The sequence below is a fragment of the Streptomyces luteolifulvus genome (genome assembly GCF_008806595.1).
Classification (GTDB): Bacteria; Actinomycetota; Actinomycetes; order Streptomycetales; family Streptomycetaceae; genus Streptomyces; species Streptomyces luteolifulvus.
Window position 1 is genome coordinate 203,523 of record NZ_VZRB01000004.1, and the last position, 23,527, is coordinate 227,049.

The following is a 23,527-nucleotide window of genomic DNA, read 5'->3' on the forward strand; positions in this document are numbered from 1 at the left end:
CTCGGTGCGGCCGTCCGCACCGTCGGCCGCACCGAGGTCGCCACGGGCCGATCTAGAACGCGTTCCAGTCCGGCGCACCCTGTATAGCCCAGCACTGCGCAGTTGGGAAGACTCCTGACGGGGTGTCAGCTGAACCAGGGACGCGGCATGATCCGGCAGGTGGGGCCGTGACATGTGTCCTGCCGGAGTCCGTACAAGCGGATCTGCCGGACGGCACGGCGAATTCGTAGCCTCGGGGACATGAAGGCCATGGGGGAACGGAACACGGCCCGCGAGAACACAGCCGGGCGACGACCGCTCGGGGTGCGTGGGGTGAGCGGGCTTGGGGTGAACGGGCGAGGGATGAGTGGGCGAGGGATGAGCGGGGTGCAGGGATGAAGGGGATGCAGAGGATCCGTGGAGTGCGCGGGATGCTCGACGGCGCCGCATCCCGGAGGGCGGAGGCGGCCCGGTGCAGGGCCGAGCATCGGGCGGCCCGCAAGGCCGGGAAAGCACTGGAGAGCCCGGGCCCGCCGCCCAGCGGCTTCACCCTGCTGCCGTGGCTGCTGATGGGCATGGGCGCGTTCTCCAACCTCTTCCAGGGCAAGACGCCGAACCCTTTGATCGGCGGTCTGGGTCTGCTCGTCTTCAACTCCCTCTACATCTACGTCGTCTTCCGCGCCTTCGTGAAGGAGACCCGCGAGTCGACCTCCACCCGGGTGGCGCTGCTTCTGATGGGCCTGATCACCTGCGGTCTCGCCATCGGCTACGGCGGCAGCTGGCTGTACTTCTTCCCGCTGCTCGGCCTGGCGGCCGGGGCGACCCTGCGGGGACCGAACCTCGGCCGGATCGGTCTCGGCCTGACCGTGGTCGCGGCGCTGATCTCCGCGTTCCGGGGCGGATGGGACGCGATCAACGTCGCCTACGGCACCCTGCTGTCGACGATGGTGACGGCGGCGATCCTGTCCCTGTCCGAGGCGGTTCGGGACCTGCGGGCCGCCCGCGAAGAACTGGCCCGGCGCGCGGTCGAACAGGAACGCCTGCGGTTCTCCCGCGATCTGCACGATCTGCTCGGCCACACCCTCTCGGTGATCGTGGTCAAGTCGGAGGCGGCCCGCCGGCTGGCCTCCCGTGACCTGGACGCGACGCTGCTCCAGATCGCCGATATCGAGTCGGTCGGCCGCCAGGCCCTCACGGAGATCCGCGAGGCCGTGACCGGCTACCGCGAGGGCAGCCTCACCACCGAGCTCGACCGGGCCCATTCCGCCCTCACCGCGGCGGGCGTCGTCGCCGTGGTACGGCAGTCGGGCCCGCCGCTCGCCCCGGGGACCGAGGCCCTGCTCGGCTGGGTGGTCCGCGAGGCGGTCACGAACGTCGTGCGGCACAGCGGCGCGGCCCGCTGCGAGATCACGGTCTCCGGCGAGACGGAACGCGTCCGGCTGAAGGTGACGGACGACGGCACGGGTGCCGTCACCCCGGGCGCGCCCGGGGAGGGCATCGGCGGCACCGGTCTGAGGGGGCTGACGGAACGCCTGGCTGCGGCGGGCGGCTCCCTGACGGCCGGGCCAGGACCGCGGGGCGGGTTCGTGATGACGGCGGAACTTCCGGTGGAGTCCTCGGAGTTGGCGGATCCGACCATGACCAGGCAGCCGGCGTGAACGGGAGCGGACGGCCGGGGCCGGGGCAAAGTCCCAGCTCCAGGGTCCGCGGAGGGTCCCGGCGGCCTACCCTTGGGTCGTGAACGAGATGCCCCGGGACCATCGGCCCGCCAAGTCCATCAGGGTTCTGCTCGCCGAGGACCAGGGGATGATGCGGGGCGCGCTGGCGCTGCTGCTCGGGATGGAAGAGGACATCGAGGTCGTGGCGCAGGTGGCCGCCGGGGACAAGATCGTGGACGCGGCCCTCCTCCACCGCCCGGATGTCGCGCTCCTCGACATCGAACTGCCGGGCATGAGCGGGCTGGACGCGGCCGCCGAGCTGCGCGAGCAGGTGCCCGACTGCCGGGTGCTGATCCTCACCACCTTCGGCCGGCCCGGCTATCTGCGGCGGGCCATGGAGGCGGGGGCCGCCGGTTTCCTGGTCAAGGACGGGCCCGTCGAGGAACTGGCCGGCTCGATCCGCCGGGTGCTGACCGGGGAGACGGTGATCGACCCGGCCCTCGCGGCGGCCGCGCTCAGCGCCGGGCCCAGTCCGCTCACGGCCCGCGAGTGCGATGTGCTCCGGGCGTCGGCGGACGGCGCGACGGTCGCCGACATCGCGTCGGCGCTCCGTCTCTCGGAGTCCACGGTCCGCAACTACCTCTCCTCCGCGATCGGCAAGACAGGGACACGCAACCGGACGGAGGCGATGCGGGAGGCACGGCGGCAGGGGTGGTTGTAGAGCGGCTATTTCGTCACCTCCACCGACTTGTAGGCCGCGCCCTCCGGCGCCAGGCACACGAACCAGTTGTACGGGGAGCCGTCCACCGGGCGGATCACCTGTTCGTCGCTGTTGACGTCCGAGCCCGCGGGCACTCGGTGGATCTCGGTCATCCCGCCGCCCTTCCATCTGCAGGTGACTCGCTGGGCGGTCTTGGCGACCTTGCCGATGACCAGGCGTTGGGGGCCGTCGGAACCGGGCACCAGAGGCAGGGCACCGGCCTGGATGTCCGTGCCGGACAGGGTGTCCGTCCTGCTGACCGTGTTCTGCATCACCGGCGCGAACTTGTCCCCGACGCTGCGGAACACGAAGTACGAGATCTTGCCGACCAACTCCGAGGCCTGGCGCACGTCTACCGGCCGTACCCCGGATTCGGCCATCGCATCCAGTTGTCGCTGCGCCTCCACCTCGTCCCGTGGGACTCCCCACACCTCGATCCTGACGAACCACGCCCTGCCCCCGTCCGAACCGGTCGCGAGCAGCGTCTGCTGAGGCGCGTACACATGCCGCTCCTCCGCCGTCGGCGGCTGCGTCGCCACCGGCGCCACGCGCCCCCCGCCCTCTCCCGGCAGCCCCGCCACCGCCAGCGTCGCCGAAGAGGCCGCCAGGGCCAGGGCCGTGGCCGCCGTCACCGCCCACCTGCGTGCTCTGCGGCGCCTGCCGCCCCGTACCACCGCGTCGTACGGGGCTATGCCGATCTCGACCTCGTCCGCCGCGTCGGCCAGCAGGAGGGCGATGTCGCTGTTCGTCATGTCGTGGTTCGTCTTCCCGTCCGCGTTCATCACTTCCGCCCTCCGCTCGTCACCATTCCGGCCAGCCCCGGTATGGCGCGCAGCTTCGCGATCCCTTCGCCGCGTTGCTCTTCACCGCGCCCACGGAACAGCCCATCGCCTCCGCCGTCTGTGTCTCGGTGAGGTCCTCCCAGTACCGCAGGACCACCGCCTCCCGCTGCCGTGGCGGCAGTTGGGCGAGCGCCGTCAGCAGGGCGCTGCGGTCCTCGGCCTGGGAGATGCGGTCACCGGTGTCGGCGACCTCGCGCACCAGGCCCGAGTCGTCCTTCGGCGCCAGGAACTCTTTGAGGCGTCTGCGGTGCTTCCGGGCATGCGCGTTGATCATCACGCGTCGTACGTACGCCTCCGGGTCGTCCGCCGAGCCGACCCTGCGCCAGGCCACATAGACCTGTTCGAGGGTCGACTGGACGAGGTCCTCCGCGGCGTGCTGCTCCCCCGTGAGGAGAAATGCCGTCCGCATCAGCCGCGGCCAGCGGCCGGTGACAAAACTCTGGAACTCCCTGTCCCGAGCCTGTTTGCGATCCCCCATGGGCACCTCCTAGATATTCAAAGGAGTCCATGGGCCGCCCGGACCGTTGCCTCGGCCCGCGGAGAATTTTCGCTCCAGCCGCACCAGCATCAGTATCAGCACCACCCCGCCGAGCAGCACTCCGGTCCTCGTCCGGAACGCCGACGCGTAGCCCTCCGTCAGGGGCACCTGGCGTATCACTGCCCGTCCAACGCGCGCTCATCGACCGGCGGGGCCACCAGGCGGGCGCGACGCTCTCCGCGGAGGACGGCAGCTACCGCCTCGCGGTCCCCGCACAGGGCGCCTACGTCCTCGCCGCGAAGGCCACCGGCCACCGCCCGCACGCCTCGTCCGCGACCCATGTGGGTGACGACAGCGCTGTCGACGTGGATCTCTCGCTGCCGGGTGAGGCGGTCTCCACACCCTGAGAGGACTTGTTCCGCTCGCATCCACCCGGCGTTCACGTCATGCAGGGTTCGCCGACGCACCATCCGTCCTGTGATCGTCTGAGCGTGTCTGACGGGGACTCAGGGACGGATGGTGCGGGGGATGATCGGGACGATGTTCCGGTGCGCGGACGTACCAGCGCAGGACAGGCTCGCCTACTGGCGGGAGCAGGCCGCGTCGCGGCACCGCTCGACGTGACCAGCCCCTACGCCATCGACTACTGGGCCGAGCAGCGGGTGTGGAGCTGGGAGCGGTCGCCGTGTGGCGGACGACGTGCCGGCCGGCGCGCTTCCTGCGCAACGCGAGGATGGTGCGCCAGTCCGACCCCGTCTCCGACGCACCCTGATCCCGGGCCGCACCTGCCGTACCCCCTGTCGCCCGCCGGCCAGGGGGTACGGCAGCATGGGGCGCCGAGACGTACGTACGACCGGAAGGCCCTCCATGACCGCGGCGCCCAAGCCCGAGATCCTGGCCTCGTTCGAGGCCGCGAAGGGGTTCATGCCCCTCGACGAGGGGCTGGCGCTGTACGCGGCCGCGCTGGAGGCCGGACGGCTCGGGCTGCCGCTGCTGGAGGTCGGGACGTACTGCGGGCGCTCGGCCGTCCTGCTCGCCGACGCGGCCCGCGAGGCCGGTGTCACCGCGCTCACCGTCGACCACCACCGCGGCAGCGAGGAGCAGCAGCCCGGCTGGGAGTACCACGACCCGGAGACCGTGGACCCCGAGATCGGCCTGATGGACACGTTGCCCACGTTCCGTCGTACGCTCCACAGGGCGGGCCTGGAGGATTACGTGGTGGCGCTGGTCGGCCGGTCGCCGCAGGTGGCGAAGGTCTGGGGCACGCCTCTCGGCCTCGTCTTCATCGACGGCGGCCACACCGACGAGCACGCCACCGCCGACTACGAGGGCTGGGCGCCCCATGTCGCCGAGGGCGGCCTCCTCGTCATCCACGACGTCTTCCCGGACCCGGCGGACGAGTTCACCGGGCAGGCCCCGTACCGCGTCTACCTCCGGGCCCTTGAGTCCGGCGCGTTCACCGAGGTCTCGGCGACCGCCTCACTGCGCGTGCTGCGGCGAACCGGGGCGGGGGTCTGAGAGGACGGTCTTCTTCGGACAGATGGGCGATACGGTGCGGCATGTCGACTCCTCGCAGTCGGCCACGCCCCGGGGCCGGTCGCACGGTCGCCGGGGTCCTTCGCACCGACCCTTGCGAGGGACGCCGACTCAGGCCATCCCAAGGCCCTATGGCACCGGCCTATATTGGGCGCATGGGGGACTCCCGCCCGGACCTGTGGTCCCACCCGCAGCTCGTTTCCGCCGTCGCCGCCAAGGACTGGGGCGCCGTCTTTCGCACGTTCAGGAAGCTCACCGGTATGAGTCAGACCAAGCTCGGTGAGCGCGTCGGCCTGGTGCAGCCCGACGTCTCCGACATCGAGCGGGGACGTCGCCGGGTGACGTCGGCGGAGGTGCGGCAGCGCATCATGGAGGGTCTCGGTATCCCTGCGGAGTTGGCCACAGGGCGGCCGTCCGAGGCGTCTGCCGTCCCCGCGCTGGTGCTCCCTGGCCCCGCGCCGGACGACGATCTGCTGACCCGGGTGACGAGTGTCGTCGGCAACGGACACCGGGTGGACGCTCCCACCCTTGGCTGGCTTGACAGGCTGCTCGCCGAGCACCGCCGGGCCGAGGACGAGATCGGCTCGCGCCCGCTGGTGGACGTGATGCGGCAGCAGCTTCGTACGGTCGTCGACCTGTACGCCTCCGCCCGTGGCCGGCTCGCTGACCGGGTGGTCCGTCTCGCCTCCGAGCACGCGCAGTTCCTTGCGTGGATGGCGCAGGACCGGGCGCAGACGGCCGCTGCGCTGGCCTGGTACGACCGGTCCCACGAGTGGGCGTTGGAGGCCGCAGACGCCAACATGGCCGCCACGACGCTCAGTATGAAGGCGCACATGGCGTGGTCGGGCGGACGCGGGGACCGGACCGTCCGGCTCGCCGAGGCTGCCCGGTGGTCGGCGCCGGGGACGTCGCTCGGGGTCCAGGGCATGGCGGCGCAGATGGCTGCCCGGGCCACGCGCTGAACGGCGACGCGGACGAATCTGACCGCCTGCTGGACGAGGCGCAGGATCTGATCAGCCGGGCGGCGGAGCACCCGGAGGACGAGCCGGTCTGGATGTACTTCTACAGCGAGACCTGGTTCACGCTCCAGCGGGGCATGGCCGCACTGCACCTGCGGGACTGGCGGACGGCCGTCGACCACCTGACGGTGGGGCTGGCCGCGCTGCCGGACGGGTACCGGCGTGACCGGGCGTGGTACCGGGCGTGCCTGGCGCACGCCTACGCGGGAGCTGGTGAGGCTGCGCAGTCTCTCGTGGTCGCTCTGGACGCGGTGCCTGATGCCGCAGCCGTGGGCCGTCCCCACTCATGGAATGAGCTGCACACGTCGGCCGGCATGCTGCTGCGCCGGGGTGCGTCGGAGGGTCGGCAGCTCGTTGCTGCTCTGCGCGAGTACGACTGACTCACCTCGTCGCGCAACGGGTGACCTCGGCGGAGGTCCGGCATGCGGAGGCGGCGACGGCGAGAGCTGCCCAGGCGGGGATGTCGCGCTTCACCGGACTGTGCGTGAGTCGGCGGACCCGGAGCCGCTGGCCAGGAAGAGACGGACGTCTCACGGACCCTGCGGACCCGGTGGACGCCCCTTAGGGTGGCAGACGTGTCGTACGTAGGCCCTGACTTCGATCCGCCCCAGCCCCGCCGTCCCCGCCGGCGCCCGATGACCGTCGCGCTCGCCGCGCTCGTGCCCGGGGCGTTGCTGGGGTGGGTGGTGTACGAGGCGACTGGCGGGACGTCGGACAAGAGCGTCGGGACGCCCGGCGCCTCCGCGAGCACGCTCGCCTCGGCGGCCGACGACGGCGCCGGGAAGCCGAGCGCGTCCTCGACGGACACACCACGGACGCCCTCGCCCACCTCCAGGTCATCCGCCCCCGCCGCCTCCGGGCCCCTCAAGGGCAAGGTCGTCGTCATCGACCCCGGCCACAACCCCGACAACTTCCGGCACACCACCGAAATCAACCGCAAGGTGGATATCGGGACCAACCGGAAGGAGTGCGACACCACCGGCACCTCCACCAACTCCGGTTACACCGAGGCGAAGTTCACACTCGACGTCGCGCACCGGATGCGTTCGTTCCTCCAGCAGCAGGGCGCCACCGTGAAGCTGACACAGGACGGCGACCGGGCGTACGGGCCCTGCGTGGACGAGCGCGCGCGGATCGGCAACAAGGCGCACGCCGATGCCGTGGTGTCACTGCACGCGGACGGATCGTCAGCCGGCAACCGCGGCTTTCATGTGATCCTTCCGGGCGCAGTGGACGAGGGTGCCGCCGACACCGGCGCGATCGTCGCCCCTTCCCGTGACCTCGGCGAGCGGATCGCGGGCAACTTCGTCCGGGTCACCGGCAGCGCGCCGTCCAACTATGTCGGCGAAGGTACCGGTCTCGTCACACGTAAGGACCTGGGCGGTCTCAATCTGTCAACGGTTCCCAAGGTGTTCATCGAGTGCGGCAACATGCGCGATAGCAAGGACGCGGCACAGCTGACCAGCGGTGCGTGGCGGCAGAAAGCGGCGCAGGGGATCTCTGAGGGAATCGTGAGTTTCCTGCGCGGGTAGATCCTTTCGCGCTGATCCCGACGGACAGCGTGATCGTGCGGACGATAGGGTCGTCCACCGATGCCGACGACGAGACGACTGACGAAGGACCTGACGTGAATATCCGCTCCCTCACTCGGGGCGACGGCGTGGTGATCGGAGCAGCGGTGTTGCTGTTCATCGCGTCGTTCCTCAACCTGTACACCATCCGCGGTTACGACGTGGACGCAAACGCGTGGGACAGCCTCGGCCTGGGCCTCGGCATCTACATGGGCGGGGTCATCGGTGGCGCCCTGATTGTCGTCAACCGCTGCCTTCCGCAGCCGCGCAAGGTCGTCGGCCTCGACCTGGCGACGGTGGGCGTGGCGTTCACGGTCCTCTCGGCGTGGAGCCTGTTCTGGTCGCTGGTGGACAGCGGTGAGGGCACCAGCGCCGCCGCCGGTCTCATCCTCGGCTTCATCGCCGCCCTGCTCCTGGCGGGCGGCGCCGTGGCCACCCCCCTCGTCCCGGTCCTCCAGGCCGCCCTCGTCCCGGCCCCCAGGCCGGCGGCCCCCCAGCCCCACGGCGCCCAGCCGCAGGGCGGTTACGGCTACCCGGGTGGCCAGCAGCCCGGTCAGCCGGGGCAGCCGTACGGCGGTCAGCCGCAGGGTGGTCAGCCCTACGGCGGGCAGCCGCAGGCGCCGGCGCCGGACTTCTCGCCGTTCTGGTTCGCCGTGCCGGTGCCGCGCCCGCTGTTCTCGGAGGACGGTTCGCAGACGCCGGTCGCCGAACTCGCGCCGGGCACCTGGTACCTGGCCGTCGAGCAGCGCGGTGGCGCGCTCGTCGCGCAGACGCAGGACGGCCGCCGCGGCGTGCTCCAGGACACCTCGGGCATCCAGCGCGGCTGACGCCCGGCCCCTCTCACGACCGGCCCCTCTCCCTTCCGGGCGAGGGGCCGTTGTCGTACAGTCGCCCCCTTGGCTGACACACCGTCAGGAGGCAGGCATGCGGCTGGGTCTCGCTCTCGGTTACTGGGGCCGCGGTCCCTCCGCGGACCACGTCCCGCTGGCACAGGAGGCCGAGCGGCTCGGTTACGACTCCGTGTGGACGGCGGAGTCCTGGGGATCCGACGCTTTCACGCCGCTCACCTGGATCGCCGCACAGACCTCACGGATCAGGCTCGGTACGGCGGTTGCCCAGATGGCCGCCCGCTCCCCCACCACCACCGCCATGCACGCGCTCACCCTCGACCATCTCTCCGGCGGTCGCATGATGCTCGGCCTCGGGCTGTCCGGTCCGCAGGTGGTCGAGGGCTGGTACGGCCGCCCGTTCCCGAAGTCACCGCTGACCGCGACCCGGGAGTACGTCGATGTCGTACGGCAGGTCCTCGGGCGCAAGGCGCCGGTCGCGCTCGACGGACGGTTCCACTCCCACCCCTATCGCGGCGAGGACGGTACCGGTCTCGGCAAGGTGCTGAAGCCGATCACGCATCCCCTGCGCCCCGACCTGCCGATCCTGCTCGGCGCCGAGGGCCCGAAGAACGTCGCGCAGACAACCCGGATCGCGGACGGCTGGCTGCCGCTGTACTGGTCGCCGAGCCGGCCGGACGCGTACGGACCGGCACTTGAGGAGATCCCCGAGAACTTCCTCGTCGCCCCCATGGCCCGGGTCAAGGTCTGCGACGACCTCGCGGAGGGCCTGCTGCCCGTGAAGGCCATGCTGGGCTTCTACATCGGCGGCATGGGCCACGCGGCCCGCAACTTCCACGCCGATCTGATGGCACGCATGGGATACGAGGAGGAGGCCCGCAGGATTCAGCGCCTGTTCCTGGACGGCCGCCGGGAGGAGGCGGTACTCGCCGTGCCGGACGCCTTCGCCGACGAGATCTCCCTGGTCGGCCCGCGCGAACGCATCGCCGAGCGGCTGGAGTTGTGGCGCAAGGGCCCGGTGACGGATCTGCTGGCGCTGGCGCCGGACCCGCACACCCTGCGGGTGCTCGCCGAGCTCAGCACCTGACCGGGTTTCATCCGGGCTTTCGCGGCAACCCGATGGGCATGTCCCCTCATTATCGCAACGGCGCCAATCAGGCGGGCAGGGTCATCGCTGTCGTGGCCGACATCATGGCCCTGATCCTGGGCCTGTGGATTCTGATGTACCTGCTGGACGCGAACCGCGGGAACGACTTCGTGCAGTTCATCCACGAGGCCGCCCGCTGGCTCGCCGGCTGGTCGCACGATCTGTTCACCTTCGACGAGGCATGGGCGCGGGTCGTGGCCGGTTACGGGCTCGCAGCGGTCGTGTACCTGTTCGTGGGGCACGCGATAGCGAACCGGGTCCACCGGCACTGAGCCCAGCCCCCAGGGGCGCGGGGAACTGCGCGACCAGCCACGGACGGCCTGAGCCCGCCACCTGGCGGAAGCGACCGAGCTATTGGGCGCAGCAGTCGGGGTCCAGCCCGGTCGGTAGGCGATCGCCGCCGAACACCGCACACGTCGCCTCGTGGCCGCCCAGCGCGGCGACCGCGAGGAGGAGTGAGCCGGCCGTCCAAGTGGTGAGCTCCCGGGGCCAGATCGCCTCGTCCTCGAAGACGTACCCCGTCCAGTACAGGCCGCTCTCCGCGTCGCGCAGGTGCTGGATCGACTGGAGGACGTCCAGCGCGCGGTCGGACTCGCCCATCGCCCACAGGGCCAGGGCGAGTTCGGCGGACTCGCCGCCGGTCACCCAGGGGTTGGGCACGACACAGCGCACGCCGAGCCCGGGGACGACGAAGCGCTCCCAGCCCTCCTCGATACGGGACTTGGCCTCCGCACCCGTCAACGCGCCGCCGAGGACCGGGTAGTACCAGTCCATCGAGTAGCGGTCCTTGTCGAGGAACCGCTCGGGGTGCCGACGGATGGCGTGCCGGAGCGCGCCCGCCGCCAGCTCCCAGTCCGGCTGCGGCTCCTCACGCTGTTCGGCGATGGCGAGCGCGCAGCGCAGCGCGTGGTGGATCGAGGAGGAGCCGGTCAGCAGGGCGTCCGCGGTGTCCGTCCCGTCGTCGTCGCGCCGCCAGCCGATCTGCCCGCCGGGCTGCTGGCGGCCGAGCACGAACTCGATCGCCGCGTGGACGGCCGGCCACATGCGGTCGAGGAAGGTGTCGTCGCCGGTGGAGAGGTAGTGGTGCCAGACGCCCACGGCGATGTAGGCGACGAAGTTGGTCTCCCGGCCCCGGTCGGTGACATCGGCGAAGTCCCCGTCGGCGTAGGCCGCGTACCAGGAGCCGTCCGCGTTCTGGTGCCGGGCCAGCCACTCGTAGGCCCGCTCGGCGGCCTCGTGCTCGCCGGCCGCGTCCAGCGCCATCGCCGCCTCGGTGTGGTCCCACGGGTCGAGGTGGTGTCCCCGGAACCACGGGATCGCACCGTCCTCACGCTGCACGGCGAGGATGCCGTGGACGGTCGCGGCGGCCTGCCCGGCGGTGAGGACCCCGGGCAGGACGAGGTGTTCTGTCCGGGGGGTCGTCACTTGGCGGCCGCCTCGGAGAGCGCGGGAAGGTGGGGCTTGGTCGCGTACGCCACGAAGCTCTTGCCGATCAGCGGGTTCAGCGCCTGCTCGGCGACCCGGGTGGCCAGCGGCTTCTTCATGATGTCCCAGACCAGCAGCTTGTGGTACGCGCGCACCGGCAGCGCCTTGTCGTTGTCCACGCCGAACGCGCACTTCAGCCACCAGTACGGCGAGTGCAGCGCGTGCGCGTGGTGGGTGCCGTACGGCTTCAGGCCCGCCTCGCGGATCTTCGCGAGCAGTTCGTCCGCCTTGTAGATGCGGATGTGGCCGCCCTCGACCTCGTGGTAGGCGTCGGACAGCGCCCAGCAGACCTTCTCGGGGCCGTAGCGCGGAACCGTGATGGCGATGCGCCCGCCGGGCTTGAGGACCCGGACCATCTCGGCGAGCACGCCCTTGTCGTCCGGGATGTGCTCCATGACCTCGGAGATGATGACGACGTCGAAGGACTCGTCGGGGAAGGGCAGCGCGAGGGCGTCGCCCTCCATGGCGGTGGCGGTCGCCCCGGCCGGGGCCTCGCCCGCTTCCTTCATCGCCGCGAACCACTTCGCGACCTCGCGGATCTCCTCGCCGTTCTGGTCCAGCGCCACGACCTGGGCGCCGCGCCGGTAGCACTCGAACGCGTGCCGGCCGGCACCGCAGCCGAGGTCCAGGACACGGTCGCCCGGGGCGAGCGGGAACCGGGAGAAGTCGACGGTCAGCACGTGGCCCTGCTTTCGCGGTTGGAATCGGCGGTCACTTGATCGACGGTCACTTTGGCGGGGGTCGTCGCCCGGCGTTCGCGGCTCGCCGCCAAGTGGCCGACCGCGCCGCCCGCGGAGCGGGCGATGGCCTCGCGGTAGCGGGACACCGTGCCCTCGGCGGCTCGCGCCCAGGTGAAGCGCTCCAGCACGCGGTCCCGTCCGGCGGCGCCGAGCCGGGCGCGCAGGTGCGGGTCGCCCAGCAGCCGGCTCAGCCCCGCAGCGAGCGCCCCGGGGTCGCCCGGCGGCACCGCGACGCAGGTCTCCCCGTCCCGGCCGGCGACCTCGGGGATCGCTCCGCCGGTCGTTGCCACCAGGGGCGTTCCGGTCGCCATGGCCTCGGCGGCCGGCAGCGAGAAGCCCTCGTACAGGGAGGGCACGCAGGCGACCTGCGCCGAGCGCACGAGGTCGACCAGTTCGGCGTCCGAGATGCCCTTCACGAACTCGACGGCGCCTTCGAGGCCGTACCGCTCGACGGTCTGTGCGACGGGCCCCTCCTCGGGGCGCTTGCCGACGACGACGAGGTGGGCGTCGGGGTGCTCGGTGCGGACCTTGGCGAGCGCCTCGACGAGATGGACGAGGCCCTTGAGCGGTACGTCGGCGCTGGACGTCGTCACGATCCGGCCCGGCTTCTGCGGCACGGCCGGGTCGGGCGAGAAGAGGTCGGTGTCGGCGCCGATGTGGACGACGTGGATGCGGCTCTGACGTACGCCCAGATGGTCGACGATCTCCTGGCGGGAGGTGCCGGAGACGGTGAGCACGGACGGCAGACGGCGCGCCACACGCTTCTGCATGCGCGTGAACGCGTACCAGCGGCGCACGGAGTACCGGCGCTGCCAGCCCTCCGCCGCGTCCAGCTCCAACTGGCGGTCCACGGTGATGGGATGGTGGATGGTGGTCACCAGGGGCGCGCCGATGTCGCCCAGCAGGCCGTAGCCCAGCGTCTGGTTGTCGTGGACGACGTCGAAGTCACCCCGCCGGGCGCGCAGGTGACGGCGGGCCCGCAGGGAGAACGTCAGCGGCTCGGGAAAGCCGCCGGTCCACATCGTCGCGACTTCCAGCCCGTCGATCCAGTCGCGGTACTCGTCGCGCTTCGGGGTGCGGAAGGGGTCCGGCGCGCGGTAGAGGTCGAGGCTGGGCAGTTCGGTGAGGCTCAGGCCGTCGTGGCCCTCGTCGAGGACGGGGTACGGCTGCGAGCCGATGACCTCCACCCGGTGACCGAGGCGGGCGAGTTCGCGTGAGAGGTGCCGGACGTAGACGCCCTGGCCGCCGCAGAACGGGTTTCCTTTGTAGGTGAGGAGTGCGATACGGAGCGGTCGCCCGCCGTCAGCGGCGAGGTCCTCGGGAGACCCCGCCTGACTGGCCTCAGCGGTCACTCTGGGCCCCCTTCTGCCTGCACTGTCCCGCGAGGTTACGCCGGGACGCTAATCTAGAACAAGTTTCAGACTTGATCGTTCAAGAGGCTCTGAATCTACCGGCAGGTAGGGACACTGGCAGCAGTGGATCAGGTGATTCACGCCACGGCCGCGGCCCCTGCCATGCTGTGTGATCACTCGCCCTCACCGACTGTCACGGAACGGGATCCATGCCTGCGGAAGCCAAGGTGGTCAAGGTGGAAGCCCATACCTCGCCGGCTGCCTCGCCGCCCCTGACCGAGCGCCAGGAGGCCCGGCGGCGGCGCATCCTGCACGCCAGTGCCCAGCTGGCGAGCCGGGGCGGTTTCGACGCGGTGCAGATGCGCGAGGTCGCCGAGTCCTCACAGGTGGCCCTCGGTACGCTCTACCGCTACTTCCCGTCCAAGGTCCATCTGCTGGTCGCCACGATGCAGGATCAGCTGGAACACATGCACGGCACGCTGCGCAAGAAACCGCCGGCCGGCGAGACTGCGGCCGAACGGGTGGCGGAGACCCTGATGCGCGCCTTCCGCGCGCTGCAGCGCGAGCCGCATCTGGCCGACGCGATGGTCCGGGCCCTGACTTTCGCGGACCGCAGCGTGAGTCCCGAGGTCGACCAGGTCTCCCGCCAGACCACGATGATCATCCTGGACGCGATGGGCCTGGAGAACCCGACCCCCGAGCAGCTCTCCGCGGTCCGTGTCATCGAGCACACCTGGCACTCGGCGCTGATCACCTGGCTGTCGGGCCGCGCCTCCATCGCCCAGGTGAAGATCGACATCGAGACGGTGTGCCGGCTGATCGATCTGACGGACCCGGCCGCAGAAAACCAGGACTGACCGGGCACACGCAGGACCTACGAGAAGGGCACACGAAGGACCTACGAGACGGGTTCCCTTCGCCGGCATTGTCCGGATCAGGTGTTGGGGGTCGCCTTCCGGCCCGACCACTGCCTTCCGGCCTCTCAGCCCGACCGTCGACGTCGGCATCGGCGGAAGCGGGTGCCTCTCGCCCACGTCGGCTACTCCGGTCGAACTCCCTCACTCGTCCCGTAGGCCACCTCCAGGATAGAACTCCTGGAGGCCGATGAACCCACCTGAATTTATGATTTTTTTGCCGAATCCGACCAAACGTCGATGCCGTTCACTCCTCGGGCGGGAACACCGCCTCACCGCTCCCCAGCAGCGTGATCGTGATCGCTTCCACCGGGCAGTTCTCCGCCGCCGCGAGGATCTTCTCGTTGGCGTCGGCCTCCGCCTCGACGGGGTGGGACTGCCGTCCCGCATCGAGGCGGAAGCCGTCCGCGGCGTGGTGGACGCACTGGGCGGAGCCGATGCACAGGGAGCGGTCGACCTCGACCTGCCAGCGGTCTCCCATGCCCTACGCCTCCCAGCCGGCGGGGAGATGGATCATCTTGTGTTCGAGGTACTCGCCGTATCCCTCGGGGCCGAACTCCCTGCCCAGCCCGGAGTTCTTGTAGCCGCCGAAGGGGCCGAGCATGTCGAGGCTGAAGGTGTTCACCGAGTAGGTGCCGGTACGGACCCGGCGGGCGACCTCGATGCCGTGCTCGACGTCCGCCGTCCACACGCTGCCGCTCAGGCCGTAGTCGGAGTCGTTGGCGATCTTCAGCGCCTCAGACTCGTCGCCGTACGGCAGGAGGCAGATCACCGGGCCGAAGATCTCCTCCCGGGCGATCCGCATGGAGTTGTCGACGTCGCCGAACAGGGTCGGCTCGACGTACCAGCCGCGGTCCAGGCCCGGCGGACGCCCGCCGCCGGTAAGGATCTTGGCGCCCTCCTCCTGGCCGATGCGGATGTAGTCGAGACTGCGCTGCTGCTGGCGCCGGGCCACCAGCGGGCCGACCTGAGTCGCCGCGTCCAGCGGGTCGCCGACCACCAGCGCGCTCGTGGCCGCGGCGAGGGCGTCCGCGAACTCGTCGTAGCGGGAGCGCGGCAGGAGGATACGGGTCTGGGCCACACAGGCCTGGCCGTTGTTCATCCAGGCCGCGGAGGCGATGCCGGGGACGGCGCTCTCCAGGTCCGCGTCCGGCAGCACCACGGCCGCCGACTTGCCGCCCAGTTCCAGGGTCACGCGGGTCAGGTTCCGTGACGCGACCTCCATGACGCGCCTGCCCGCCGCCACCGAGCCGGTGAAGGAGACCTTGTCGATCCCGGGGTGCCCGACCAGGTACTCGCTGACCTCGCGGTCCGCGGGGAGGATCGACAGGACGCCCTCCGGCAGGCCGGCCTCCCTCGCGATCTCACCGAGGAGGTACGCGTCGAGCGGCGACTCCGGCGACGGCTTGAGCACGATGGTGCAGCCGGTGAGCAGCGCGGGCGCGAGCTTGGCGGCGGCCACGAACTGCGGGACGTTCCACGGGACGACGGCCGCCACGACGCCGACCGGCTCGCGCCGTACGAGGATCTTCCCGAGGACTCCGTCACGGTGCTCCTCGTGGGGGACGTTCCGTGCGACGGTGATCGCCGCGTCCCAGACCATCATCGCGCCGAGGGCCTGCGCGAGGACGCTCCAGGAGTACGGCGACCCGTTCTCGGAGGAGATGACCCGGGCGATCTCCTCGTGCCGTACGGCGATCGCGTCCTTGATCCGCCCGACGACCTCGATCCGTTCGTCGAGCGTCATACGCGGCCAGGGTCCCTCGTCGAACGCTTTCCGCGCGGTGGCGACCGCACGGTCCACGTCCGCCGTCGAGGCGTGCGGCACGCGTCCGATGACCTCCTCGGTGTGCGGGGAGATCACCTCGATGACGTCCTTGCCCAGGGGGTCGGTCAACTCCCCGCCGATGAAAAGCTGTCCGTGTTCCACGAGCTCGGTCATGGCGACTGCCTCCCCGGGGCCGCTCCCGGCCACTTGTCCGACGACCATGTGCCTGACGGCGACTTGCCCGACGCCACTGTTCTGACGATCCATCAGATACGAAGACTGATACCAGCTCCTGCCCACGGAGTCCACGGACAGGACACCCCTGAGACGGGAGAAGGTCGACTCGGGCTCCCATCGAAACTCGTTCTAGTTATAGTGGCCGGAACGCGGAGATTGGGGAGCCCATGACGCAGGTGCACGACCACGGCGGAGGCGTACGGTCCGTCGAGGTCCCCATCCCGGACAACCCCCTCGGCCACACCCTCGTCCACGTCGTCGACACCGACCGCGGCCCGGTACTGATCGACACCGGCTGGGACGACCCGGCGTCCTGGGACACCCTCGCCGAGGGCCTCGCGGCGTGCGGGACCGCGCCCGGCGAGATCCACGGCGTGGTCATCACCCACCACCACCCCGACCACCACGGACTGTCGGGGCGGGTGCGCGAGGCGTCCGGGGCATGGGTCGCGATGCACGCGGCGGACACCGCGATCGTCCGCCGGACCCGCGGGACCCGTACGGAGCGCTGGTTCTCTTACATGGCGGACAAGCTCACCGCCGCGGGCGCGCCCGAGGAGCATGTCGCACCCCTGCGCACGGCCCTCCCCCCTCGCGCCCTGCCGGGCTTCTCCCCCGCCCTGCCCGACCGCGAGATCGTCCCCGGCGAACTCCTCGGCCTCCCCGGCCGCCGACTGCGCGCGATCTGGACGCCGGGCCACACACCGGGCCATGTCTGCCTCCACCTGGAGGAGGAACACCCGGCCCGACTGCCCGGCAACGGCCGCCTGTTCTCCGGAGACCATCTGCTCCCCGAGATCAGCCCGCACATCGGCCTGTACGAGGATCCCGACGACGCCACCGTCACCGACCCCCTCGGCGACTACCTGGACTCCCTCGAACGCGTCGGCCGCCTCGCCCCCGCCGAGGTCCTCCCCGCCCACCAGCATGCCTTCACCGACGCCGCCATCCGCGTACGGGAACTCCTCACCCACCACGAGGAACGGCTCACCGGCCTGCTGACCCTCCTCGCCGAGCCCCTGACCCCCTGGCAGCTCGCCGAGCGCATGGAGTGGAACCGCCCCTGGGACCAGATCCCCTACGTTTCGAGGAACATCGCCGTGTCGGAGGCGGAGGCCCATCTGCGTCGGCTGGTGAAGCTGGGGCGGGCGGAGGCGGTGACGGGGGGCGAGCCGGTGAGATACGTGGCCGTGTGACCCGTACGGCCCGTACACCCAGCTCACAGGCCCCCCTCAGGGGCCTTCCTACCTGCGGGTAGAGTGGCCGCGTCGTCATCACACCCGTACGGGGGGAAGCCGGTGCAATTCCGGCGCTGACCCGCAACCGTTAACCGTTCCCCGAGGACGGTGAGCCGGACTGCCCCGCACGGTCGTGAACGGCTCACGCGCACCGGCAGCCCGCCGGTGTGCGGCACCGTCGAGGTCTACGGAGCCGAGCCGCCCGGGGTGTCCTCCCGTGCTGCCCGGCTCCCCTGCAGGGAGAGGCAGTCGCCGATCATGAACGTCCGCCGTAGCGCCGCGGTCCTGGCCGCCGTCACCGTGATCGGCGTGGCCACGCCCGCCGTTGCCGCCGATCCGTCGCCTTCCGCGTCGCCGTCGGTGGTGCTTCCCTCCGGGCTGTACGGCAGTGCGGACCCGCAGTACGACGGCGTTTGGCGGCAGTCCCTCGCGCTGCTCGCCCAGCACACCGTGGGTGTGAAGCCCGCCGCCGTGGGCGTGGAGTGGCTGGCCGGGCAGCAGTGTGCGAGCGGGGCGTTCGCGCCCTTCCGCGCCGACGCCACGAAGCCCTGCGACGCCAAGCTCATGGTGGACAGCAACAGCACGGCCGCCGCCGTACAGGCACTGGCCGCGCTCGGCGGTCACGACGCGGAGACCGGCAAGGCCGTCGCCTGGCTGAAGTCCGTGCAGAACAAGGACGGCGGCTGGGGCTACGCGCCCGGCGGGCCCAGCGACGCCAACTCGACCTCGGTCGTCATCGGCGCGCTCACCACGGCGGGCGAGCAGCCCGCGAAGGTCGTGAAGAGCGGCAAGTCGCCGTACGACGCCCTGCTGAAGCTCGCCCTGCCGTGCACCGACGACGGCGCGGGCGCCTTCGCCTACCAGCCCGACAAGAAGGGCAAGCTCGCCGCCAACGCGGACGCGACCGCCGCGGGCGTGATCGGCGCGCTGGGCAAGGGCATGGTGGTCGAGGCCGGCGCGAAGACGGACGCCGAGTGCGCCGGCTCCGGCGATCTCACCCCGCAGCAGGCGGCCGCCAACGGCGCCGCCTACCTCGCCAAGGCGGTCGCGAAGGACGGCCACCTGAACTCCGCCCTCGCCGGAGCCACCGACCAGCCCGACTACGGCAACACCGCGGACGCGGTCGTCGCGCTCGCCGCGCAGGGCGGGGCCGAGCAGGCGAAGCAGCCGCTGCAGTGGCTGGAGCAGAACTCCACGGCCTGGGCGAAGCAGAGCGGCCCCGCCGCCTACGCCCAGCTGGTCCTCGCGGCCCACGCGACGGGCACCGACCCGCGCGACTTCGGCGGCACGGACCTGGTCGAACAGCTCAACGCGACCGGCCCGGCCCCGCAGCAGGCGAAGACCGAGAACAACGCGCGGGCCGAGGACAGCGACAAGGACGACTCCGGCCTCGGTGTCTGGTGGATCGTCGGCGTGGGCCTCGTCGCCGGCATCGGCGTCGGCTTCCTGCTCAGCGGCCGCAACAAGAGGCAGCAGCCGTGATCCGCCGGGGCGCCGCGCTGCTCCTCGCCGGGCTCCTCCTGGCCCTCGTCCCGGGCCAGGCGCAGGCCACCGGCTACCGCTACTGGTCGTTCTGGGAGCGCGACGGCGCCCACTGGGTCTACGCCACCCAGGGCCCGTCGACCACCCGGCCCTCCGACGGCGACGTCCAGGGCTTCCGTTTCTCGGTCAGCGAGGACTCCTCCGACTCGGCCCGGCCGCGCGGCGCGGCGGACTTCGCGGCGATCTGCGCGGGGACGCCCGCGGCGGACGGCAGGAAGCGGGTGGCCCTGGTCATCGACTTCGGCACACGCGCGGACGCTCCGTCCGGCGAGAGTCCGCCCGCCCGGCGTACGGCCTGCGCGAGTGTGTCCCCCGACGCGACGGCGGCGGAGGCCCTGGCGGCGGTCGCCAAGCCTCTGCGCTACGACACGAACGCCCTGCTGTGCGCGATCGCGGGGTATCCGCGGACCGGGTGCGGGGAGCAGGTGGCGAATTCTTCAACCGCGACGTCGACTTCGACTTCGAAGAAGGAGACGCAGGACAGCGGTCCGTCCCTCGGCCTCCTCGCGGGGACGGCGGCCGTTGCGGTGCTGGGTGCAGCAGCAGCGTGGCAGGCAAGGCAACGCAGGCGTGCGTAGCGGCGGGCAAGCTCGGGCAAGCGCCCCAACCCTCAGGTACCAACGCAGGGCTACGCGTCAAGCAACCCTGCATCCGGGAGCCTGGTGGCTCTGGTCCCTTTCCCTAGGCACCGCCGCCACCCGCACCACCAACCCCCTCCTCCTCGCCCTCCTCATCGCCACCTCCGCCTACGTCGTGGCGACCCACCGCCCGAACACTCCCACCGCCCGCTCCTACACCGCCTTCGTCAAACTCGCCCTCGCCGTCCTGGTCATCCGCCTCGCCTTCGCGGTCGTCCTCGGCTCCCCGATCCCCGGCACCCATGTGGTCGTCACCCTCCCCGAAGTCCCCCTCCCCGACTGGGCCCAGGGCATCCGCCTCGGCGGCAGGGTCACCGCGGAGGGCCTGCTCTTCGCCCTGTACGACGGCCTGAAACTGGCCACGCTCCTCATCTGCGTCGGCGCCGCGAACGCCCTCGCGAACCCGACCCGCCTCCTCAAGTCCCTCCCCGGCGCCCTGTACGAGACGGGCGTGGCAGTGGTCGTCGCCCTCACCTTCGCGCCGAACCTCATCGCCGACGTGCAACGCCTGCGTGCCGCCCGCCGTCTGCGCGGCCGCCCCGACAGAGGCGTACGAGGCCTGCTGCAGGTCGGACTCCCGGTCCTGGAGGGCGCGTTGGAGCGCTCCGTCGCCCTCGCCGCCGCCATGGACGCGCGCGGTTACGGCCGTACCGCCGACGTCCCGCCCGCCGTCCGCCGTACGACCACCGCGCTCACCCTCGGCGGCCTGCTGGGCGTCTGCGCGGGAACGTACGGACTGCTGACCGCCGCGGGCGGCACCTACGGTCTGCCGCTGCTCCTCGCCGGGATCGTCGCGGCGCTCGCGGGTCTGCGTCTCGGCGGCCGCCGCTGCCTGCGCACCCGCTACCGCCCCGACCGGTGGGACGCCCGCGCCTGGCTGGTGACCGGGTCCGGCGTTGCGGTGGCCGCCCTGCTCACCCTCGCCTCCGCCTACGATCCCGAGGCCCTGCACCCCGGCGTGGTCCCCCTCGTCGCCCCCGCCCTGCCCCTGTGGCCGGCGGCGGCCGTACTCCTCGGCCTGCTCCCCGCCTTCGTCGTCCCCGCTCCCGTCCCCGCTCCCTTCCCCGCATCCAAGGAGCCGTCGTGATCCGTTTCGAGAACGTCTCGGTGACGTACGACGGCGCCGCCGAACCCACCGTCCAGGGCGTGGACTTCGAGGTCCCGGAGGGTGAACTCGTCCTGCTCGTCGGCCCGTCGGGCGTCGGCAAGTCCACGGTGCTCGGCGCGGTCGGCGGCCTCGTCCCGCACTTCACGGGCGGCACCCTGCGCGGCCGTGTCACGGTGGCCGGCCGTGACACCCGTACCCACAAGCCGCGCGAACTCGCCGATGTCGTCGGCACCGTGGGCCAGGACCCGCTGTCGCACTTCGTGACGGACACCGTCGAGGACGAACTCGCCTACGGAATGGAGTCGTTGGGGCTCGCCCCGGACGTGATGCGGCGCCGGGTCGAGGAGACCCTCGATCTCCTCGGGCTGGCCGCCCTGCGCGACCGCCCGATCGCCACCCTCTCCGGCGGCCAGCAGCAGCGCGTCGCGATCGGGTCCGTCCTCACCCCGCACCCACGGGTCCTGGTCCTCGACGAACCGACCTCCGCGCTGGACCCGGCGGCCGCGGAGGAGGTCCTCGCGGTCCTCCAGCGTCTCGTCCACGACCTCGGCACCACGGTCCTCATGGCCGAACACCGCCTCGAACGCGTCATCCAGTACGCCGATCAGGTCGCCCTCCTCCCGTCCCCGGGAGCGGCGCCGGTCCTCGGCACCCCGGCCGAGATCATGGCCGTGTCACCGGTGTACCCGCCGGTGGTGGACCTGGGCCGGCTGGCGGGCTGGTCCCCGCTGCCGCTGACGGTGCGGGACGCGCGACGCCGGGCACCGGAGTTGCGTGAGCGACTGACGGAGCAGCGGGCGGACACCTCGTCCGCGGCACCCCGCACCGTGCCCGCTCCCGTTCCCCCTCCTTCTCCGTCCCGTTGGCGGCTGGGCAGGAAAGCCCCCGGCACCGACCGGACCGCTCCTCCCCCGCCCACGGCCGAGGCCCACTCTCTCGCCGTCCGCCGCGACCGCGTCCAGGCGCTGCGCCACGTGGATCTGACCGTGGCCCCCGGCGAGACGATCGCGCTCATGGGACGCAACGGTGCCGGAAAGTCCACGCTGCTCTCCGCGCTCGTCGGGCTCGTGGCACCGTCCTCCGGATCGGTGCGGGTCGGCGGGGCCGTACCGCATCGCACGGCGCCCACCGATCTCGTACGCCGGGTGGGCCTCGTACCGCAGGAGCCGCGCGACCTGCTGTACGCCGACACGGTCGCCGCCGAGTGCGCGGCCGCCGACCGGGACGCCGGGGCCGCACCCGGCACCTGCCGGGACCTGGTCTCCGGCCTGCTTCCCGGCATCCCCGTCGACACCCACCCGCGCGACCTCTCCGAGGGCCAGCGGCTCACCCTCGCGCTGGCCGTCGTACTGACCGCCCGTCCTCCCCTTCTCCTGCTCGACGAGCCGACCCGCGGGCTGGACTACGCGGCGAAGGCCCGCCTGGTCGCCGTCCTGCGCGGGCTCGCCGCCGAGGGCCACGCCATCGTGCTGGCCACGCACGACGTGGAACTGGCCGCCGAGCTCGCGGACCGCGTGGTCCTGCTGGCCGAGGGCGAGGTGATCGCCGACGGTCCGACCGCGGACGTGGTGGTGGCCTCCCCCTCCTTCGCCCCACAGGTCACCAAGATCCTGGCCCCGCAGAAGTGGCTCACGGTCGCGCAGGTGAAGGGTGCACTGACATGACCGCCCCCTCGCCTCCGAGGAGCGCCCTCACCCCGCAGTCCCGCCCCGTCCGTCTCGGCCCCCGTTCCATCGCCGCCCTCGTCCTGGTCAGCGCCACAGGCGTCGCCGGTTTCGGCTGGCCGTTCCTCGCGCCGCCCGAGTCCCAGGTGAACGCGCACGCCCAGGACGCCCCCTGGCTCTTCGCCGGTCTGCTCGTCCTTCTGGTGGCCGTCGTGGCCGCCACGATCTCCGAGTCGGGCCTCGGTCCGAAGGCGGTAGCGATGCTCGGCGTGCTGGCCGCCACCGGCGCCGCCCTGCGCCCGATCGGCGCCGGGACGGCCGGTATCGAGCCCATGTTCTTCCTGATGGTGCTGAGCGGGCGGGTTCTCGGCCCGGGCTTCGGCTTCGTCCTCGGCTCGGTCACGATGTTCGCGTCCGCGCTGCTCACGGGCGGGGTGGGACCGTGGATGCCGTTCCAGATGCTGGCGATGGGCTGGTTCACGATGGGCGCGGGCCTGCTGCCGGGCGCCGACCGGCTGCGGGGCCGCGCCGAGCTGGCGCTGCTGGCCTGCTACGGCTTCCTCGCCGCCTTCGCCTACGGCACGGCGACCAACCTCGCGGGCTGGCCCTTCATGGACGGGAACGCCTCGAACATCGCCTTCGACCCGGACGCGGCGGTCCCCGTCAACCTGGCCCGCTTCCTCACGTACTGCCTGGCCACCTCGCTCGGCTGGGACCTGGGCCGGGCGCTGGTCACCGTGCTCCTGACCGTGCTGCTCGGCCGGACGGTCCTCAAGGCGCTGCGCCGCGCCACGCGCCGGGCGGCATTCGAGACGCCGGTCACGTTCGACGGCCCCACTGTGTGAGGCCGCGTGCGCCGACCGTCACACCGGCCTCCTCCCACGGTGAACCACCCCACATGACACAGGTCACCTACGACGCCGGACCGTAGTCGTATGCGCCTGGGACATCCGCCCACTTGACCCCTCTGACCTGCGCATTGAGGGCCAGGTCACACGGCCGG

General features: G+C 71.7%; 20 protein-coding genes and 3 pseudogenes. 16 read left to right on the forward strand and 7 right to left on the reverse strand.

Translation table 11 applies throughout. The features are described from left to right. The first annotated feature begins 383 nt into the window (after positions 1 to 383). Both F7R91_RS07930 and F7R91_RS07935 read left to right on the forward strand, forming a co-directional pair. Positions 384 to 1,637 (forward strand): sensor histidine kinase, encoded by a 1,254-nt coding sequence (locus tag F7R91_RS07930; protein ID WP_408056012.1) that lies wholly within the window; start codon positions 384 to 386, stop codon positions 1,635 to 1,637. Positions 1,638 to 1,725: 88 nt separating this feature from the next. Continuing rightward, positions 1,726 to 2,358 (forward strand): response regulator transcription factor, encoded by a 633-nt coding sequence (locus tag F7R91_RS07935; RefSeq protein ID WP_150946244.1) that lies wholly within the window; start codon positions 1,726 to 1,728, stop codon positions 2,356 to 2,358. A gap of 5 nt (positions 2,359 to 2,363) precedes the next feature. Here F7R91_RS07935 and F7R91_RS07940 read toward each other — a convergent pair whose 3' ends face one another. Together F7R91_RS07940 and F7R91_RS07945 are read right to left on the reverse strand one after the other, a co-directional pair. Further along, positions 2,364 to 3,179: a hypothetical protein gene (locus tag F7R91_RS07940; RefSeq protein ID WP_191971397.1), complete on the reverse strand. Its 816-nt coding sequence runs from the start codon at positions 3,177 to 3,179 to the stop codon at positions 2,364 to 2,366. After that, positions 3,179 to 3,717 (reverse strand): annotated as a pseudogene (locus tag F7R91_RS07945) (SigE family RNA polymerase sigma factor). The gene F7R91_RS07940 and the pseudogene F7R91_RS07945 overlap by 1 nt, the downstream one beginning before the upstream one ends. Positions 3,718 to 3,899: 182 nt before the next feature. On the opposite strand from F7R91_RS07945, the pseudogene F7R91_RS42550 reads away from it, so the two are divergent. The 7 genes and pseudogenes from F7R91_RS42550 to F7R91_RS07980 form a co-directional block, all read left to right on the forward strand. Further along, positions 3,900 to 4,124: pseudogene (locus tag F7R91_RS42550) on the forward strand (MFS transporter); the annotation flags it as partial. 460 nt (positions 4,125 to 4,584) lie between these two features. Next, positions 4,585 to 5,235: a class I SAM-dependent methyltransferase gene (locus tag F7R91_RS07955; RefSeq protein ID WP_150945946.1), complete on the forward strand. Its 651-nt coding sequence runs from the start codon at positions 4,585 to 4,587 to the stop codon at positions 5,233 to 5,235. 173 nt (positions 5,236 to 5,408) lie between these two features. Next, positions 5,409 to 6,652 (forward strand): annotated as a pseudogene (locus tag F7R91_RS07960) (helix-turn-helix domain-containing protein). Between the two features lie 195 nt (positions 6,653 to 6,847). Further along, positions 6,848 to 7,804, forward strand: a complete 957-nt coding sequence (locus tag F7R91_RS07965; RefSeq protein WP_150945948.1) for an N-acetylmuramoyl-L-alanine amidase — start codon at positions 6,848 to 6,850, stop codon at positions 7,802 to 7,804. A gap of 95 nt (positions 7,805 to 7,899) precedes the next feature. Next, a complete protein-coding gene (locus tag F7R91_RS07970) occupies positions 7,900 to 8,670 on the forward strand; it encodes a DUF5336 domain-containing protein (RefSeq protein ID WP_191971398.1) in 771 nt (256 codons plus the stop codon). Between the two features lie 97 nt (positions 8,671 to 8,767). Beyond that, entirely contained in the window at positions 8,768 to 9,778 is a 1,011-nt protein-coding gene (locus tag F7R91_RS07975) for an LLM class F420-dependent oxidoreductase (protein ID WP_150945951.1), read from the forward strand. A 38-nt stretch (positions 9,779 to 9,816) separates the two neighbouring features. Then, the gene (locus F7R91_RS07980) at positions 9,817 to 10,110 is read left to right on the forward strand and encodes a hypothetical protein (protein WP_150945953.1); all 294 of its coding nucleotides are present in this window, start codon (positions 9,817 to 9,819) and stop codon (positions 10,108 to 10,110) included. Positions 10,111 to 10,189: 79 nt separating this feature from the next. On the opposite strand, the gene F7R91_RS07985 is transcribed toward F7R91_RS07980, so the two are convergent. The 3 genes from F7R91_RS07985 to F7R91_RS07995 are packed head-to-tail and all read right to left on the reverse strand — an operon-like array spanning position 10,190 to position 13,415. Further along, positions 10,190 to 11,263, reverse strand: coding sequence for a prenyltransferase/squalene oxidase repeat-containing protein (locus tag F7R91_RS07985; RefSeq protein ID WP_150945955.1), 1,074 nt, complete (start codon positions 11,261 to 11,263; stop codon positions 10,190 to 10,192). Then, positions 11,260 to 12,003 carry a class I SAM-dependent methyltransferase gene (locus tag F7R91_RS07990; RefSeq protein WP_150945957.1) on the reverse strand — a complete coding sequence of 248 codons (744 nt, stop codon included), beginning with the start codon at positions 12,001 to 12,003 and terminating at the stop codon, positions 11,260 to 11,262. The genes F7R91_RS07985 and F7R91_RS07990 overlap by 4 nt, the downstream gene beginning before the upstream one ends. After that, entirely contained in the window at positions 11,997 to 13,415 is a 1,419-nt protein-coding gene (locus tag F7R91_RS07995; protein WP_150945959.1) for a glycosyltransferase family 4 protein, read from the reverse strand. Before F7R91_RS07995 ends, F7R91_RS07990 begins: the two co-directional genes overlap by 7 nt. Before the next feature lie 209 nt (positions 13,416 to 13,624). On the opposite strand from F7R91_RS07995, the gene F7R91_RS08000 reads away from it, so the two are divergent. Continuing rightward, on the forward strand, positions 13,625 to 14,272 hold the full coding sequence (locus tag F7R91_RS08000) for a TetR family transcriptional regulator (RefSeq protein ID WP_150945961.1): 648 nt from the start codon (positions 13,625 to 13,627) through the stop codon (positions 14,270 to 14,272). Positions 14,273 to 14,576: 304 nt separating this feature from the next. On the opposite strand, the gene F7R91_RS08005 is transcribed toward F7R91_RS08000, so the two are convergent. Both F7R91_RS08005 and F7R91_RS08010 read right to left on the reverse strand, forming a co-directional pair. Continuing rightward, complete coding sequence (locus tag F7R91_RS08005) at positions 14,577 to 14,810, reverse strand: ferredoxin (protein ID WP_150945963.1); 234 nt, start codon at positions 14,808 to 14,810, stop codon at positions 14,577 to 14,579. A gap of 3 nt (positions 14,811 to 14,813) precedes the next feature. Next, entirely contained in the window at positions 14,814 to 16,271 is a 1,458-nt protein-coding gene (locus F7R91_RS08010; RefSeq protein WP_150945965.1) for an aldehyde dehydrogenase, read from the reverse strand. Between the two features lie 230 nt (positions 16,272 to 16,501). Between F7R91_RS08010 and F7R91_RS08015 the strand changes: the two genes are divergently transcribed. The 6 genes from F7R91_RS08015 to F7R91_RS08040 all read left to right on the forward strand — a co-directional run bounded on the left by F7R91_RS08015 (position 16,502) and on the right by F7R91_RS08040 (position 23,369). After that, a complete protein-coding gene (locus tag F7R91_RS08015; protein ID WP_150945967.1) occupies positions 16,502 to 17,530 on the forward strand; it encodes an MBL fold metallo-hydrolase in 1,029 nt (342 codons plus the stop codon). A 300-nt stretch (positions 17,531 to 17,830) separates the two neighbouring features. Continuing rightward, positions 17,831 to 19,054 (forward strand): prenyltransferase/squalene oxidase repeat-containing protein, encoded by a 1,224-nt coding sequence (locus F7R91_RS08020; RefSeq protein ID WP_150945969.1) that lies wholly within the window; start codon positions 17,831 to 17,833, stop codon positions 19,052 to 19,054. Next, positions 19,051 to 19,692 carry an SCO2322 family protein gene (locus tag F7R91_RS08025; RefSeq protein WP_150945971.1) on the forward strand — a complete coding sequence of 214 codons (642 nt, stop codon included), beginning with the start codon at positions 19,051 to 19,053 and terminating at the stop codon, positions 19,690 to 19,692. Before F7R91_RS08020 ends, F7R91_RS08025 begins: the two co-directional genes overlap by 4 nt. Beyond that, positions 19,685 to 20,839: an energy-coupling factor transporter transmembrane component T gene (locus F7R91_RS08030; protein WP_150945973.1), complete on the forward strand. Its 1,155-nt coding sequence runs from the start codon at positions 19,685 to 19,687 to the stop codon at positions 20,837 to 20,839. Before F7R91_RS08025 ends, F7R91_RS08030 begins: the two co-directional genes overlap by 8 nt. Further along, entirely contained in the window at positions 20,836 to 22,524 is a 1,689-nt protein-coding gene (locus F7R91_RS08035; protein ID WP_150945975.1) for an ABC transporter ATP-binding protein, read from the forward strand. The genes F7R91_RS08030 and F7R91_RS08035 overlap by 4 nt, the downstream gene beginning before the upstream one ends. After that, a complete protein-coding gene (locus tag F7R91_RS08040; RefSeq protein ID WP_150945977.1) occupies positions 22,521 to 23,369 on the forward strand; it encodes an ECF transporter S component in 849 nt (282 codons plus the stop codon). The genes F7R91_RS08035 and F7R91_RS08040 overlap by 4 nt, the downstream gene beginning before the upstream one ends. The last annotated feature ends 158 nt before the right edge of the window (positions 23,370 to 23,527 follow it).

Coding starts and splice junctions, on each gene's coding strand:
- F7R91_RS07930 (WP_408056012.1), top strand. CDS start 384: ATGCAGAGGATCCGTGGAGTGCGCGGGATGCTCGACGGCGCCGCATCC.
- F7R91_RS07935 (WP_150946244.1), top strand. CDS start 1,726: ATGCCCCGGGACCATCGGCCCGCCAAGTCCATCAGGGTTCTGCTCGCC.
- F7R91_RS07940 (WP_191971397.1), bottom strand. CDS start 3,179: ATGAACGCGGACGGGAAGACGAACCACGACATGACGAACAGCGACATC.
- F7R91_RS07955 (WP_150945946.1), top strand. CDS start 4,585: ATGACCGCGGCGCCCAAGCCCGAGATCCTGGCCTCGTTCGAGGCCGCG.
- F7R91_RS07975 (WP_150945951.1), top strand. CDS start 8,768: ATGCGGCTGGGTCTCGCTCTCGGTTACTGGGGCCGCGGTCCCTCCGCG.
- F7R91_RS07980 (WP_150945953.1), top strand. CDS start 9,817: ATGTCCCCTCATTATCGCAACGGCGCCAATCAGGCGGGCAGGGTCATC.
- F7R91_RS08000 (WP_150945961.1), top strand. CDS start 13,625: ATGCCTGCGGAAGCCAAGGTGGTCAAGGTGGAAGCCCATACCTCGCCG.
- F7R91_RS08005 (WP_150945963.1), bottom strand. CDS start 14,810: ATGGGAGACCGCTGGCAGGTCGAGGTCGACCGCTCCCTGTGCATCGGC.
- F7R91_RS08010 (WP_150945965.1), bottom strand. CDS start 16,271: ATGACCGAGCTCGTGGAACACGGACAGCTTTTCATCGGCGGGGAGTTG.
- F7R91_RS08015 (WP_150945967.1), top strand. CDS start 16,502: ATGACGCAGGTGCACGACCACGGCGGAGGCGTACGGTCCGTCGAGGTC.
- F7R91_RS08020 (WP_150945969.1), top strand. CDS start 17,831: ATGAACGTCCGCCGTAGCGCCGCGGTCCTGGCCGCCGTCACCGTGATC.
- F7R91_RS08040 (WP_150945977.1), top strand. CDS start 22,521: ATGACCGCCCCCTCGCCTCCGAGGAGCGCCCTCACCCCGCAGTCCCGC.